The sequence below is a fragment of the Nitrospiraceae bacterium genome, from assembly GCA_019637075.1.
GTDB lineage: Bacteria > Nitrospirota > Nitrospiria > Nitrospirales > Nitrospiraceae > JAHBWI01.
Window position 1 is genome coordinate 15,716 of the sequence record JAHBWI010000001.1, and the last position, 13,867, is coordinate 29,582.

General features: G+C 59.9%; 13 protein-coding genes, 1 tRNA gene and 1 pseudogene. 8 read left to right on the plus strand and 7 right to left on the minus strand.

Annotated elements, in window-relative coordinates:
- The first annotated feature begins 6 nt into the window (after positions 1–6).
- A complete protein-coding gene (locus KF814_00130) occupies positions 7–189 on the plus strand; it encodes a helix-turn-helix domain-containing protein (protein ID MBX3234530.1) in 183 nt (60 codons plus the stop codon).
- Positions 186–1,196: pseudogene (locus KF814_00135) on the plus strand (site-specific integrase). The gene KF814_00130 and the pseudogene KF814_00135 overlap by 4 nt, the downstream one beginning before the upstream one ends.
- Positions 1,197–1,347: 151 nt before the next feature.
- On the opposite strand, the gene KF814_00140 reads toward KF814_00135, so the two are convergent.
- Both KF814_00140 and serS read right to left on the minus strand, forming a co-directional pair.
- Positions 1,348–1,437 (minus strand) — tRNA-Ser (locus KF814_00140).
- 115 nt (positions 1,438–1,552) lie between these two features.
- A complete protein-coding gene (serS, locus tag KF814_00145; protein ID MBX3234531.1) occupies positions 1,553–2,839 on the minus strand; it encodes a serine--tRNA ligase in 1,287 nt (428 codons plus the stop codon).
- Between the two features lie 139 nt (positions 2,840–2,978).
- Between serS and KF814_00150 the strand changes: the two genes are divergently transcribed.
- The 3 genes from KF814_00150 to KF814_00160 are packed head-to-tail and all read left to right on the plus strand — an operon-like array spanning position 2,979 to position 5,456.
- A complete protein-coding gene (locus tag KF814_00150) occupies positions 2,979–4,004 on the plus strand; it encodes a PA0069 family radical SAM protein (protein MBX3234532.1) in 1,026 nt (341 codons plus the stop codon).
- A 47-nt stretch (positions 4,005–4,051) separates the two neighbouring features.
- Positions 4,052–4,381: a sulfurtransferase gene (locus KF814_00155; protein MBX3234533.1), complete on the plus strand. Its 330-nt coding sequence runs from the start codon at positions 4,052–4,054 to the stop codon at positions 4,379–4,381.
- Between the two features lie 4 nt (positions 4,382–4,385).
- Positions 4,386–5,456, plus strand: a complete 1,071-nt coding sequence (locus KF814_00160; protein MBX3234534.1) for a DUF362 domain-containing protein — start codon at positions 4,386–4,388, stop codon at positions 5,454–5,456.
- Between the two features lie 3 nt (positions 5,457–5,459).
- Here KF814_00160 and KF814_00165 read toward each other — a convergent pair whose 3' ends face one another.
- A complete protein-coding gene (locus tag KF814_00165) occupies positions 5,460–6,017 on the minus strand; it encodes an OmpH family outer membrane protein (protein ID MBX3234535.1) in 558 nt (185 codons plus the stop codon).
- A gap of 186 nt (positions 6,018–6,203) precedes the next feature.
- On the opposite strand from KF814_00165, the gene KF814_00170 reads away from it, so the two are divergent.
- Positions 6,204–6,605 carry a hypothetical protein gene (locus tag KF814_00170; protein MBX3234536.1) on the plus strand — a complete coding sequence of 134 codons (402 nt, stop codon included), beginning with the start codon at positions 6,204–6,206 and terminating at the stop codon, positions 6,603–6,605.
- A 188-nt stretch (positions 6,606–6,793) separates the two neighbouring features.
- On the opposite strand, the gene KF814_00175 is transcribed toward KF814_00170, so the two are convergent.
- Together KF814_00175 and KF814_00180 are read right to left on the minus strand one after the other, a co-directional pair.
- Entirely contained in the window at positions 6,794–8,386 is a 1,593-nt protein-coding gene (locus tag KF814_00175) for an HD domain-containing protein (protein ID MBX3234537.1), read from the minus strand.
- 19 nt (positions 8,387–8,405) lie between these two features.
- Positions 8,406–10,292, minus strand: a complete 1,887-nt coding sequence (locus tag KF814_00180; GenBank protein ID MBX3234538.1) for a HEAT repeat domain-containing protein — start codon at positions 10,290–10,292, stop codon at positions 8,406–8,408.
- 139 nt (positions 10,293–10,431) lie between these two features.
- Here KF814_00180 and KF814_00185 point away from each other — a divergent pair, with 139 nt between their 5' ends.
- The gene (locus tag KF814_00185) at positions 10,432–11,082 is read left to right on the plus strand and encodes a hypothetical protein (GenBank protein ID MBX3234539.1); all 651 of its coding nucleotides are present in this window, start codon (positions 10,432–10,434) and stop codon (positions 11,080–11,082) included.
- Positions 11,079–11,399 carry a hypothetical protein gene (locus KF814_00190; protein MBX3234540.1) on the plus strand — a complete coding sequence of 107 codons (321 nt, stop codon included), beginning with the start codon at positions 11,079–11,081 and terminating at the stop codon, positions 11,397–11,399. Before KF814_00185 ends, KF814_00190 begins: the two co-directional genes overlap by 4 nt.
- On the opposite strand, the gene zwf is transcribed toward KF814_00190, so the two are convergent.
- Positions 11,396–12,940, minus strand: a complete 1,545-nt coding sequence (zwf, locus tag KF814_00195; protein MBX3234541.1) for a glucose-6-phosphate dehydrogenase — start codon at positions 12,938–12,940, stop codon at positions 11,396–11,398. The genes KF814_00190 and zwf overlap by 4 nt on opposite strands.
- Positions 12,941–12,954: 14 nt before the next feature.
- Positions 12,955–13,848, minus strand: coding sequence for a decarboxylating 6-phosphogluconate dehydrogenase (gene gnd, locus KF814_00200; protein ID MBX3234542.1), 894 nt, complete (start codon positions 13,846–13,848; stop codon positions 12,955–12,957).
- Positions 13,849–13,867 lie beyond the last annotated feature (19 nt).

Here is a 13,867-nt window from a genome sequence, read left to right on the forward strand (position 1 = left end):
AGGGTGTTGGGATTAACACAAGCCGGATTAGCCAAGGCGGTAGGCGTCACGCCTAACGCGATTGCCTTAGCCGAACGGGGAGAACGCGGCATTAGTGAACCGCTCGCTCGGCTCGTGAAGCTTCTGGTGCAGATTCATACGGGAGAATTAGTGCCCAAGCGACGGGCAACCAAGGGAAAGCCATCATGAAGCAGCGTGGACTTGGCATGGTTTTTCAGCGTGGCGCAATTTGGTGGATTCAATACTACTGGCGCGGCAAGCGATACCGGGAAACATCAGGCTCGACGGCACAAAAAGACGCGGTGCGGCTCTTGCGCATTCGCCAGGCTGAGATGGGGCAGGGACGGCTTCGAGGACCGGAACTCGAAAAGACCACCTTCGCCGACTTGGTGCAGATGATGCGTGATGAATATGCAGCCAATCAACGGCGTTCGGTCAAACGTCTCAATACGAGCTTAAAGGCATTGGAACCGGCCTTTGGACATTTGCGGGCCTGTGACATTACCCTGGATCGGCTCAACCGCTACGTGGCTGATCGGCTGACAGCCGGGATTGCTCCTGCGACAGCCAAGCTAGAGCTGACGCATTTACACAAAGCCTTTCGTCTGGCCGAACGAGCCGGAAAGGCCATCTGCCCCCCATTTCCGGTAATCTCTGTGCAAAATGCCCGCAAGGGATTTTTCGAGCGAACCGATTTCGAAGCCGTCCGCTCTCATTTGCCGGGAACCTATCGCGGCGTGGCGACGTTCGCCTTTTTGAGTGGGTGGCGTGTGCCGAGTGAAGTTTTGACGCTCAAGTGGTCGCAAGTGGACTTTCAAGCGGGAGTCGTTCGACTGGAACCTGGTACCACGAAGAACGACGAAGGCCGGACCCTGCCATTTGGGGTCCTACCCGAACTGGCCCACCTACTTCGGTCGCACTGGGACCAGGCGTTAGAGACGGAGCTACAGACGGGGCAGCAGGTGCCCTGGGTATTCTTCTGGAATGATCGAGGGACTATTAAGCCGATCCACATCAAGGCGTTCTATCGGCGCTGGCAAGCCGCCTGCAAACGCGCAGGGGTTCCCAAACGGATTCCCCACGATTTCCGCCGAACCGCCGTTCGAAATTTTGAGCGGGCAGGGGTTCCCCGGTCCGTCGCCATGAAGCTGACCGGACACAAGACTGAGGCCGTCTATCGGCGCTATGCCATTGTCTCCGAAGCTGACTTGAGCGAGGGACTGAAGAAGCTGGCCCTGTTGCAGGAAACATTACGCGAGAAAATGCAGCCATGTGGGACGGCCACGGAGTTTAGCCACAGCTTAGCCACAATTTCAGGGAGAAATATGCACTTTTCGCCGGAAATTTTGGCGGAGGGGGCGAGATTTGAACTCGCGGATGGGTTACCCCATCTCCGGTTTTCAAGACCGGCACGTTCGGCCACTCCGTCACCCCTCCACATGACACTTGGTCACCCCTGCACGTGCAACGTATGCGGGGGTCTTCAATACATTGAGTAAAACCAACATCCCTGCTCGACCCGACGAGGAATCGGTGCGGTCATCCGGCACCTCTATCCCTTCGTGATCCGCTCTGCTCCGCCCATATACGGCCGAAGGACCGGCGGGATAACGATGCTGCCGTCTTCCTGCTGGTAATTTTCGAGGACGGCCACCAGCGTCCGCCCCACAGCGAGTCCCGATCCGTTCAAGGTATGAACGAAGTCCGATTTTGCATCCTTCTTTGCCGCTTTGGGTCGATAACGGATGTTCGCGCGACGCGCCTGGAACGCCTCGAAGTTGCTGCAGGACGAAATTTCACGGAATGTCTGTTGCGAGGGCAGCCAGACTTCGATGTCGTAGGTCTTGGCGGCAGAAAATCCCATGTCGCCGCTGCATAAGGCCATCACTCGATAGTGGAGACCCAACCCCTGGAGCACCGCTTCTGCATGACCCGTTAACCGCTCGAGTTCCTCATAGGATTGATCAGGTCTGGCAAAAGCGACGAGTTCCACCTTATTGAACTGATGAAGCCTGATCAAGCCACGCGTATCCTTTCCGTAGGAACCTGCCTCGCGACGGAAACAAGGAGTGTAGGCCGTGTAACGGATCGGCAGTTCGTCCTCCGCCAGAAACTCCTCCCGATGCAGATTCGTGACGGGAACCTCCGCCGTGGGGATGAGGAACAGATCTTCGTCACGGAGGCGAAATAGGTCGTCTTCAAATTTCGGCAGTTGTCCCGTCCCGGTCATGGCATTTCGGTTGGCCAGCAGGGGAGGCAGCACTTCGCGATAGCCGTGCTGGCCCGTGTGCAGATCGAGCATATAGTTGATCAAGGCTCGCTCAAGCCGCGCCCCCATTCCCACCACGACCGCAAACCTGGCCTTTGCCATTCTTACGGCTCGATCAAAATCCAGAATGCCGAGCGCTTCACCGATATCCCAATGCGCCTGGGCTTTTCCCTTCAAAGCAGGAGGCGCCCCCCAACGGCGAACTTCCACATTTTCTGCGGCGTCCCCGCCGATGGGAACCGAGCTGTGGGGAAGGTTGGGAATATTCAGGGCCACGCCGGCCAACCGTTCTTCGACTGAACGAAGCTGTTCCTCCAACGACTTGATCCGTTCGCCCACCGCCTTCATCGCCGCCATGGCCTCATCGGCCGGCTGTTTCTCCCGTTTCAGGCGCGCGACTTCGTCGGACCCCTTTTTCAGTTGATGACGAAGCTCCTCGACCTGAACCGTGAGCGTGCGCCGCTCGTCTGACAATTGACGAAGGTCGTCCCAGGCGACGTCCTTGCCGCGCGCGCCCAGTTGCTCTTTAATCGCTTCTAGATTGTCCCGGAGGACTCTGAGATCGTGCATCATGACTCCAGTCGAAACGGCACGGAATCTAGCACCTGATTTCCGGTTAGTCAATGAAATGGCCTGGTCGTGGCGGCCGGAAGCGATGACGGTGCCCCAGGGAATTGACAATACCGGAGGGCAAGCCCACCATACGCCCATGAAATTGATCTCGAATCCTCCCAACCCCTTTGAAGACATCACACGGGAGGGCATGGAACCGCCGGCTCGGGTCGAATTACAGCTCTATGAGGATGACACAAAGGACATTCTGAGCCAGAACGACAGCCCGGACCTTCCGTTTAAGTGGAGTATCAATCCCTACCGCGGCTGTTTCCATGCCTGTGCCTATTGCTACGCGCGACCGACTCATGAGTATCTGGGGTTCGGAGCCGGCACCGACTTTGAATCCAAGATTGTCGTGAAGCGGCGCGCGGCATCACTCCTGCGCAAGGCCTTCGATCGGTCCTCCTGGACCGGCGATCTGCTTGTCTTTTCGGGAAACACCGACTGTTACCAGCCGATCGAGGCGACGCTTGGAATCACGAGGGCCTGCTTGGAGGTGTGCGCGGAATATCGAAATCCGGTCGGCATGATCACCAAGAGCGCATTGCCGGTGCGGGATCTCGACTTGCTGTCCGTACTCAACCAAGAGGCCTGGCTACGGGTCTATTTCAGCATTCCGTTCGCCGACAACGAGACGGCTCGCTTGGTCGAACCTCAGGCGCCGAGCGTGACGAAACGCTTCGAAGCGATGCGAATCCTGAGCGAGGCCGGAATTCCGACCGGAATCTCCATCGCGCCGATCATTCCCGGCTTGAATGACGATGCGATTCCAGATCTGCTGGAGCGGGCCAAGGCCGCCGGCGCCAGCACCGCCACCTGGATTCTATTGCGTCTTCCCGGTCATGCCGAAACCGTATTTCTGGAACGCATGCGGACGCTCTTTCCCGATCGCATCCGCAAGATCACCAATCGCCTGCGCGAAGTCAGGGGAGGCCGCTTGACCGAATCCGCGTTTTACCGCCGCCACCAAGGTATGGGCACTTACTGGGCCACAGTCGAGCAACTGTTTGAGGTCTCTCACAAACGAGCCGGATTTCTCCACGAGGAAGAAGAGATCCCCAATACCTTCCAGCGACCAACGGCCCAACAATCTTTGTTCTCGACGGAGGAGAAACCGTGAAACACAATCCAGGGTTCTTGAACCTGGTCAACGAGGCGAGAACCCGCGTGCGCGAATGTAGCGTGGCCGACGTCAAAGATCGCCGCGACCGGCAGGAATCATTTCACTTTATCGATGTGCGCGAAGATCACGAATACCAAGCCGACCATGCCCTCGGAGCGACGCACCTCGGCAAGGGCATCATCGAACGGGATATCGAGTCCCGGATCCCGGACAAGGAAGCCCCCATCGTTCTGTATTGCGGCGGTGGGTTTCGTTCCGTACTGGCTGCCGAGAATCTACAAAAAATGGGCTATCGCAACGTCATTTCCATGGACGGCGGCATCAAAGCCTGGCGTGAAGCCGGCTACCCGATGGAAAAAGGCACACAGCCGTAGCAGCATGGGATTCTCCCGACGCGAGTTCTTTCATAATGCCGGATTCGGATTCCTGCTGCTCCCGGCACTCCTGCGTTCTCCACACTCCGTGCTCGGGCACCTCCTGTTCGAACCGCAGGGCGATTTGGTTCCGCTCAAACCCGTGCCTCCCAATCCGTTCGTGAGGGAGGGGAGACCGCTGGTAGCCCTCGTGCAGGGCAAAGATCCAACGCGAACGCTCCCGCTGGCGTTGGACCTCTTAGGCGGGCTGGAGCGATTGTCCATTCGCGGCAAACGCGTTCTGCTCAAGCCGAACGTACTCAACGATCGCCCTCCGCCCACAACCACGGATCCTCGTGTCGTCGGCGCAATGGCCGATTTGGTTCGGGAGCAGGGATCCTCAGAGATCATCGTGGCTGACGGATCGGGAATCATTCGCCTTCCTACGTCGACCAATCTCACCGCAACCGGGATGCGGGCGGCCGCCCAGGCGGCCGGGGCCAAAGTCCTGGCGCTCGAGGATGAACCGTGGGTGAGGATAGAGCCGCTGCAGGCAAAAGCCTTGACGCGATTCTATTTCTCTAAACCGGTGTACGACGCGGATATCGTCGTCAATATGCCGGTGATCAAGACGCACCGGTTCGCCGAGTATTCCTGTGCCTTGAAAAATGTGGTAGGGGCGGTTCATCCACGACAGCGGCCGTCCGTGACATTTTGGTCCGGGGATTGGCACGAACGGATCGCGGAGTTGAATCTCGCTGTCCACCCGCAACTCACCGTCGCCGACGGCACGACGATCATGATCGAGGGTGGCCCGACATCCGGCACCTCTGCGATGATGAACGTGCTCCTGTGCAGCGGCGATCGAGTGGCCCTGGACATGACCGTCCTGGCTTTGTTGCGCACCTTTGGAAGCTGGCCCAAAATCGAGGGGAAGCGAATTGCGGAGCAGCGTCAAATCAAGCGGGCAGGGGAACTTGGGCTTGGGGTGGCGCGGGGAACGGAGATTGAGTTGGTAGCTCAGTCGGTGAATGGGGCTCCACCAGACTTTATCAGGCTGGTGGAGCGCATCCGAGCGGATCTGCTAAACAGCTGAGGGTTACTTGTTGACGCGGTCGAATTCCTTGATCACTTGCTCGGTCAGATCGATCGTGTCCTTGTTGTAGATGACGATCTTGACGGTCTGCTCGCTGCCTTTATCCAAGACCAACTGAAAGCCACCCTTGTCGGCAACCGACTGCGTGGCGCTCGCGATCTTCTTCATATACTCGTCGACGAGCTCTTTCTGTTTCCCTTGCAGCTCTTGATTGAATTCCTGAGCCCGCTTTTGATAGTCCTGAATTTTGGAGCGGAAGGCGGTTTCCTTATCCTTCTTCTCGGCGTCGCTCAGCTTGCTGGCTTGTTCCTTGAGCTGCTTTTCCGTGTTGCGCAATTCCTCCTCGTCCCGGGAGAGCAGTTTTTGCCTCGTCGCCACATACTCACGCAACCCTTCCAGCGCCCGTTTGCCGGCTTTGCTTTTCTCCAATACGCTCTGCGGGTCGATGACCCCCATCTTGAACTCGGCAGCCAGACCGGCCCCAGCAGAACCGATCGTCACGGCCACCGCTACGGCCACCGCGGCTGCGGACCGTGCGACACCTTGCCAACTCGCACCCATTCGAGGCTCCTTTCGGCGAATAATTCACGCTCCGAAACCCTTGGAGAATAGCCGCCGTGGCACATCGTGTCAAGCCGGCGCCCACCGCGACATCGCCTCAATTGACAGAGTACACGCCCATCGATATAGCCTGGAGAGGCAGCCACTCAGTTCGATCCCTCACCTCCCAAAGGAAGGAGTCCAGGCATGCCGATAGACCAGCAGCGAAACCATGAGTTGTTCATCAAAGCCTTGCAGCATGAACCCATCCATTGTGGACAGACGGGCTGTCCCGGTCCGGTCGAGACAGCGGATCTTTCTCAGACCAGGGACCGGGTCAAAACGTTCGAGGCCCGCTGCCAGCGCTGCGGCTGGCACCGGCGCATCGATGGGCATGAACAACTCAGCCCTGCCTGGGACGATGCCTCGGTGCTCATGATGGCAGACGAACATCTCATGCATCAGCAGCCGTTCTGCCCGTTCGACAAGACTCCGGTCGTCTTTATTTCGATGCCGAACCCGCGCCGAAAGGCAAAATACCGCGCCGCCTGTTTTTATTGCGGCCGACAGACCGAGATGGACTGGCCTCCACCGGAGGCCAAACGCTAGAGGGACGGAAGACGAGAGATGTGAGACGAGCGATCGAGAGAGGGCAGAGGTTATCCCTCCTACGTCTACCGTCTACCGTCTCACGTCTTCCGTACAATCAACGAAATACACGTCACGAAAGATGGGCGACGTGGCGGAGTTGATGCGCAGACGAGATGTAAAGCGGCAGACGGGCGAGCGTAACCTGACTAGACGAAATAGCGGCTGGTGTCGAAGCGGTACTCGGCGTTGTCGACGAGGCGGACGATCGCGTCTTTATAGGCGCCGGTTTCATCCTGTTCGGTGAGGTCGACTTCGGGGCCACTGTCCGTCGGCGCACCCTGTTCGTCCGTGATGACCCGCACCAGCGGGCGTTCCGAGTTCTCTTTGTCCTTGGCAGGCTTTAACACCACCGCCAACCGATTCGACTCCAGCAATACCAAAGTTCCGATCGGCAGGATGCCGACGCAATTGACGAACAGCTTCAGCAGGACGGGATCGAATGCGGTCCCGCTCTTCGTGAACATCATGTTCAGCACCTTAGCCGGCGGGATCGGCTCGCGCCGGTACACCCGTGACGAGGTCATGGCGTCATAGCAATCGGCGATCATCAGAATCCGTCCGGTGAGGGAGACCTTCCAGGGCAAGGAGAGCTTCGGATAGCCGGAGTGGTCACAATTCATATGGTGCTCGAACGAAGCAGCCGCCATCCGCCCCGGGAGATTCGTGATGCCGCGCAATCGGGTCAGGTCGAGCACGCCCTGCGTCGGATGGCTGCGCATCGCCGCCCATTCGTCTTCCGTAAACTCGCCCGGCTTGTTCAGCACATCGATGGCGATACTGGACTTGCCCATGTCATGAAACAGGGCGGCCAGCCCCAGATCCGCCAGCTCGACCTTCGGGTAGCCCGCGCGATTGCCCAGCGCGATGGAGAGGAGGGAGACGTTGACCGAATGGTTATGGGTGTATTGATCGTGGCAGCGGAGGGTGGTGAGGCCTAACATGGTCGCTTCGTCGCGCATCATCAGCTCGACGATATTCTGGATGGCCCGCTTCGCCTGTTTGAAGGAGATCGTCCCGCCGCTCCGCACGTTCTGGGTGAGGTCGCCCACCGCCGCCGCGGCCTGAGCGTAGCCGCTCTTGGCATGGGCCTTCCCTTTGCGGGCCTGCTCGGCTGCCTGGGCTGCCGGATCAGCCGATGCTTGCGCCCCCCCATCGGCTGAACCGTCCGTCAGGTGCCTGAGTTGCAGCACTCGTGGTTCTTCCAGCTCAATGCCTTTGACCCCCGCGTCGGCCAACGCCTGCTGGAGGTCCGCCAGGCTGTGTTTATCCGCATCCATACTCACGAAAAGGTAGGCGAACTCGCGCAGGTCTTTGGAGTCTGTCGTGGGCGAAAAGGACACGCCACCGATCTTCCATTTATTCAACGCCTCGATGATGCTCGAGAACACGGCCATTTGCTGCGAGGTCATCTTCAAATGGCTGTCGCCCAAGAACAGAAAATCGTTTTGCAGCCGGAGCACGACGGGATGGTCGGCGGACAGGGTGCGGATCAGCGTCAGCATCGAGTCGACCGGCTTGTCCAACGCGGCATTCGTCCGCCCGTGGATGCGCGAGGTCTTGATCAACACGTTCAATTGCGTGACCAGTTGGATCCCCAGCATGATCAACTGCTGGTCGAGGATGTCGCCGGCCTCCGACCCCTTGGCGATCTTGTTCGCCAGCGACTTTTCGTGCGTTAGGATCGGATGCGCATCGTCGGAGAGGGCAAGGGATGGGAGAGGCGGCTTCTGATCGCTCACGGCGTGTCCCTTCGGGCGGTTAGGAGTTGGCGGCGTGCGGACTCTTCAGCCGCTGGTGCCGGTTCGCAGAAGAAATGGCGGCCCCGCAGGCCTGACGAACGGTGCCTCCGCCTTTCTTCTGGCCGACCTCGAGGGCGGCGATGGCTGCGGGCGTGCCGAGCTTACCGAGAATGTCCGCGGCCAGCAGAGCCATCTCTTCTTTCTTCTTCCGTTGGGTCCAGGACCATTCGGTCAGGAGCCCTTGCCAGAACGGCACGGCCTCATCGCCGGCAGTCTGTTTCATGGCAAGAAAAACCGCGCGCTTCTCGGCCGAAGAGCGATCCTGGAACTCCTCCGCCGTGACGAACGTGGCCCAAATCGCATAAGCGGCCTGATAGTGTCCGCTTCCGAGCAATTTCATGGCAGTCAGACGCACGGCCTCATCCGGATCGCCCAAAAGCCCCACCAGCTTGGCACCGCTCCCTGAAGGGCGAAGCGTGGTCAGCTGCCGCAAGACCTCACGTCGAATGGAGGGGTCGGGGTGCCGGAGCGCCTTCTCCAGAACATCCACGAATCGCGGATCATTCCACTTGGCGATCAACGCCAGAAGATTTTTGACGTAGGCGGGGCGCTTGTCGGACAGCCCGCGAACGATGGGATCAGCATTGTCCTTGGCGATCGTCTGCAGGGCTTCCAGGATGATCGCCTGGTGCGCCTGATGTTCCAAGTTGGCGAGCAGGCCGCAAAGGGCCGGGACCGTCTCCTTCTTCATGCTCAGAAGCAGGGTAATGAGGCCTTCGGTCTGCGCCTTCGGCGTGCGATTCAGGTAATGCTCGATCAGCTTCAGCCGTTCGGGTCGATTGAGCCCATCCAACAATGCGGCGACCTGCTGTTTGTGTTCGGCGGGAAGGTCCGGTCGGATCGCCTCAGTGTCCTGGAGCATGCCGAGTACGCTTTCCAGCACCGTCCACTGCCCCTGCTTGATCAGCGAGTCGAGGACGCTGCCCCAGACGTCGAAGAGTTTCGTCAGCAACTGCGGCGACCGCTCGGAGGCCAGGATGGCGGTCAGCACGTCGATGATATACAGCGTGGTATCGCGACTGCTCTCCGCGACGATTTCGGCCGCCAAGGCATCCAACTCTTCGTGGGAGACTTCATACCCGACCACGCCGGCCTGGAGACGGCGTGCATTGGAAGTTCCGGTCGCACCGGAAGATGCGCCTCCCCCCGCGTCGGTTTCGCCGGCCCGGTCGGTTCCGCCTGCTTTGTCGCCACGCTTTTCACGCTCCCGCGCCAGCATCGCCCGTTCGCGATCGAGCAGGTCCCGCAGCGAGGTCACCGACATGGTCATGTACCCGTTCGTCTGGAGTTCCAACACATCGACGCCGAAACCGGACGAACGGACTAGCTCTTCGGCCGTCACGAGTGTGATGGTGTCGAGACTCTTCGACCAGAGACGGGTCACGATGTCGTCGTCTTCATCGAGGGTGGACGGTTCGCCTTCAGCGGCCGCTTCACCGACCGGGGCTCCCCAGAGCGCATCCAGGAAAAACGACAGGTCCGCCTGCGAGAGGCCTTGATGGAAGGTCAGTTCGCGAATGCCGTCCGAGTACATCTTGAAGGCGATGCTGTCGCCGGTTGCATCACTGTCCGGCTGGTAGACGATTTCATCTTTGAAGAGCAACTGGTTGCGCTGAATAAGGAAGGCGAGGCGGGCATAACTCTCGAGATGTTTCGTCAGATCGTCGTAAAACTGTTGAAAAAACCGCTGTGCGACCGGATTCGTCGCGCCGTAGGTCCGGGCAGACTTCGCCGCTTTGTCGAGGAGCTTCAGAAGTTGCTTGACGGAGACGACCTCGGGATCGGTCCCCTCGCGTACGAACGGCTGCAGAGGCGTCCCGGCCTCGGTGGGCTTTCCAGTATCCATAGGTACCAGTCGTACCCCGAGGTCCCATCTTCGTCAAGAAAATAGCCTGTCTTGACATACGTAGGAAGCCGTGGGCTGCTCGGCCTAGGGGCACGGATCCCATTGCGACGCGTGTCACGAGGCCGGTAGAATCCCACCCATGACGGATGCGACCGACCTCCCGCTCATTATCTGTTTCGGAGACAGTCTCACAGCCGGGTATCAAACGCCCAGCAGGGCCAACCCCAGCGCCCTTGAGACACCCTACGGAGCCGTGCTGCAAGAACGGCTCGGCTCGCGCGGACGGGTGAGGATCAGCGGCATCTGTGGAGAAGTGACGGGCGAGATGGTCATGCGGTTTCGCGCCGACGTCCTGCGTCACCAGCCTCGAGCCGTCGTGATTCTCGGTGGCACCAACGACCTTGGTTGGAATGCGGATGCGGCGGAGATCATGCGTAACCTGACCAAGATGTACGAACTCGCGCGTGCCGCTATGATCTTACCCATCCCGGTGACGGTCCCCTCGATACGGGTCGAAGATGCCGCGGGAAACAGGGAAGCGGAGGAGTGGGTGGCGGGGCATATCGCGCATCGGCAGCAGCTCAACGACTTGATCGCAGCCTACGCGGAACGCCATTCTCTGCGCTACCTGGATCTCTTTGCCGCCACGGCCGAACCGGAATCTCGGCAACTCGCCGCGGCCTATTCCAACGACGGGCTGCACCTCACCACCACCGGCTACCGGCTGTTCGGCACATTGTTGTTTGAACAGATCGTCGCCGACTTGCTGCCCGGTCAGGTTTCCGCGTGATCCGGGACATCACGGATCGGGATTTCGACCGTGTCGTCGCCGCGGCCATTGGCCCGGTGCTCGTGGAGTTCTGGCAACCGGGCTGCGGACCTTGCCGCGCATTGCTGGGAGAGCTGGAAGCGCTTCAGCGTGAAATGGGCGATCAGCTCGCGATCTTCAAGATGAACGTGCAGGAAGAGTTTCAGATTCCGGCCGAGCACGAGATCAGCTCGCTGCCGGCGCTGGCGTTGTTCGAACAGGGAGAGTTTGTGCGTTTTATCGGAGGAATTGGAAAGAAGGATCAGATTCGACAGCAGTTGGGCATCAGCGCCGCCTAAAGAATTCGCCAGCTCCGCCCATCGTCCTTCATCATCCGTTCCGCCTCAGCCGGCCCCCAAGAACCAGCCCGATACTCCGGCAACCGACTGAGCCGCTGTTGCTCCCAGCCCTCCAGGATGTTGGTCACCCAAGCCCAGGATGCTTCCACCGCATCCCGCCGCATGAAACGCGACGCGTCGCCCAGCATCACGTCCAAGAGCAGACGCTCATAGGCTTCCGGCGAGGGACGTCCAAAGACGTCGCTGTACTGAAAATCCATCTCGACCGGATGCGTTTGGGCTCTCGTCCCCGGCACACGCGAGATGATGCGTAGCGACAGCCCCTCGTCCGGTTGAATGCGCAGCGTCAGCACGTTGGCCGGTTGCGGAAGCGCAGGGTCGGCATTGAAAAGAATCTGTGGAATGTCCTTGAACTGGACGGCGACTTCACTCGCGCGCTTCGGCAGGGCCTTTCCGGTCCGGAGATAAAACGGCACGCCGGACCAACGCCAGTTTTCAACGAACGCTTTGACGGCGACATAGGTCTCGGTGGTGGAATCGGGCGAGATGCCCTTTTCTTTGCGATACCCCTGTTGGGGCGCACCGTGCGCCTGGCCGTCCCCATACTGACCCCGCACGGTGTACCGCTCCACCTCTTGCCCCTGGATAGGCCGCAGACAGCGCAACACTTCCATTTTGGCATTGCGCACGACGTTCGGATCGAGAGAGTAGGGCGGCTCCATCGCCACCAGACAGAGGAGTTGGAGCAGATGATTTTGCACCATGTCGCGCAACGCGCCGGCCTCTTCGTAGTAGGTCGCCCTGGTGCCGACCCCTTCGGCTTCGCTCACGGTGATTTGGACGTGATCGATGTACTTGTGATTCCAGATCGGCTCGAAAATGCTGTTGGCGAATCGCACTACCATGAGATTCTGTACGGTTTCTTTGCCCAGGTAATGGTCGATCCGGAAGATTTGCGACTCATCGAACACGCGGCCCGTGACGGCATTGATCGCCTGAGCCGAAGCCAAGTCCCGGCCGACCGGTTTCTCGACGATGATCCGGGAGTAGGGCCGGCCGGATTGCGGCGGGGTAGCGAGGCCCGCCTTCGCCAGACCTTCGCACACGGGGGTAAATGAACTCGGGGGAATGCTCAGATAATAAATACGATGGCCCGGCAACTGCATCGCCTGTTCAATCTGTTCGGCACGGCTTCGTAACGCCTCATACGTCTGAGCCTCTCCGTTTTCGCCCTGAAGGTAAAACAGATGCCGTTCGAACTGTTGCCAGGTCTCCGGCACGAGGGCCTGCCGAGAGTGGGCGATGACTCCCTCGCGGGCAATGCCCCGGAACGCCTCGTCGGTCATCGGCTTTCGCCCCAGTCCGATCACGGCATATTTGGCGGGGAGTAGGCCGTCCAGCAGAAGGTTGTAGAGGGCCGGGATCAGGCGGCGCTTCGCTAAGTCACCCGACCCGCCGAAAATCACGAGCGTGCAACCCTCCGGGAGAACTCCCGGCTCCGGGGCGATCTGGATCTGGATCGGTGTCGTCGGGGCGGACATGAGACTCCCGTGCATCAGCGGCGGACGCTATGGCCTCCGAACGCGTTGCGCAACGCCGCCAGCATTTTTTCCGCAAAGGATTCCTCCTGCCGGGACCGGAACCGCGTAAAGAGCGCGGTCGTCAGCGTCGGCACCGGCACGTCCTTGTCGATCGCGTCCTGAATCATCCAGCGCCCTTCGCCGGAGTCCTGCACAAAGCCCTTGAGGCCGGTCAGTTTCGGATCGGCCTGCAACGCGCCCGCGGCCAACTCCAGCAGCCATGAGCGGACGACGCTGCCGTGCATCCAGAGATCGGCAATCTTCGCCAGATCGAGGCGGTATTCGCTCTTGGCCATCAACTCGAACCCTTCGGCATACCCCTGCATCATGCTGTACTCGATGCCGTTATGCACCATCTTCACGTAGTGACCGGCTCCATGGGCGCCCATATGGGCCCACCCCGATTCCGGCGCCAAGGTCTGGAACACCGGGGTCAGGCGCTGCACCGGGGCCTCCTCCCCGCCGATCATGAGACAATAGCCGATCTTGAGTCCCCAGATGCCGCCGCTCGTGCCGACGTCTACATAGTGAAGGCCCGTCTGTTTCAACTCAGCCGCTCGTCGTACATCATCATGGAAGCGGGTGTTGCCTCCGTCGATGATCGTGTCGCCGGGCTGAAGCAACTTGGCCACGGCCTGCACGGTCTCTTCGGTCGGGGCGCCGGAAGGGACCATGATCCACACGGCACGGGGCGCCGTCAGTTTCCCGACCAGTTCGCTCAATGACGCGGCGCCCACGCACCCCTGCGCTTCGGCCTGCTTGACGGCGTCCGTCGAGCGATCGTAGACGACCACTCGATGCCGGCCCAGCTGCAGCCGCGTCACCATATTCAAACCCATTTTGCCCAGTCCGATGAATCCGAGTTCCATGGGAATCCTCTCTTCGGGG